1 protein-coding gene is annotated in these 1,158 nt (G+C 38.3%); it reads right to left on the bottom strand.

Annotated elements, in window-relative coordinates; translation table 11 throughout:
- Positions 1-77 precede the first annotated feature (77 nt).
- A complete protein-coding gene (locus tag A3735_RS23640) occupies positions 78-806 on the bottom strand; it encodes an ABC transporter substrate-binding protein (RefSeq protein WP_068507565.1) in 729 nt (242 codons plus the stop codon).
- Positions 807-1,158 lie beyond the last annotated feature (352 nt).

Genomic DNA, 1,158 nt, shown 5'->3' with positions numbered 1-1,158 from the left:
TTGATGCCAGTTTGACCTGATTGTCATAGAAATTCAGACACTGATAGTTCTAGCTTTGGAGTTAAAGCAGTCATTCCTTATAGTATATTCTCTAAGAATCGAGTGCGTATTTGGTCTATATCACCATTTTTTTGCATTTTACGAAGCACTTTATCTAAAGGTTCAACTATATTGAGATTATTTTTATGCAAGTAATGATAAAGCTTTTCTGAATATAAGACTGGGCTGACAACTTTAACGTTCTCGAACGGTTCGGTTAGGAGAGCCTTCAACGCGTTAGCTTCAGGCAGTAAAGTGTATTTAACTCTCCCCAGAGCGACCATACTGAGAGCTTGATTGGTGTTAACAACAAAAGTGCACTGGATTTTATTATCTTCAACCAGCTTTTCTACTAACTTGACTCCTTTTACGCAAACAACGTCATGCCCAAGATCTTTAATCTTGCTTACTCTTTCGCTACTGTGTTTTCCAAGAGCAATTATATTAATCATATTGATTGCGGTAGGTACTGCATTTAAGTTGGGGTAGCTTGAATGCAGGTTGCCAATACGTGATACCTCCCCATCGAACATACCCATATTCGCAGACAATAAAGAGCGAACATTTGGAAGTCTATGGATTTCTACTTGATAACCGATCTTGTTGTATGCTTTTTTCAATACTTGGACTGATATGTCCTGAACAAAGGCATTTTCTGGAGTAGTCAATGCAATCACAGATTGAGATTGTGCATTCGCGAACCCTAACGAAAAAATGGCAAACAATAATAGCTTGGCAGCCAAATTCTTAATGATTTGATATTTCATAAGACATGATATCCTTTCGCTTCAGGCATCCTCTAAGGTTAGCAATGTAATATGAAACCTGCCAATAACCAATCAATTCAAATGATCTGCAGATGAAACAAGTCAATTATGATCTGCCCATCACTTAGCGGTATCTGTTTATACGAAAGAGTTGCTTTTGCTTATTTTCAATCATTTAGCCAGCAAGCAGACAAACTTAGATATCCGTTAGCGGGAAATTTTAGATCTCAATAAGATATTCTGAGCCCTCATGAGATACCAATACCGCCAAAGTAGCATAGCAATGAGCGCTTCCAGAACAGCCATTCCTATCAGGCTTGTGTCTGAGCTGAAAAGCGGCAAAGCGATCAAC

This window comes from Oleiphilus sp. HI0061 (assembly GCF_001635675.1).
This window is presented reverse-complemented; position numbering and strand designations above follow the sequence as displayed.

What these genes read in the sequence shown, in the direction of transcription:
- A3735_RS23640 (WP_068507565.1), bottom strand. Translation starts at nt 806, where the DNA reads ATGAAATATCAAATCATTAAGAATTTGGCTGCCAAGCTATTATTGTTT.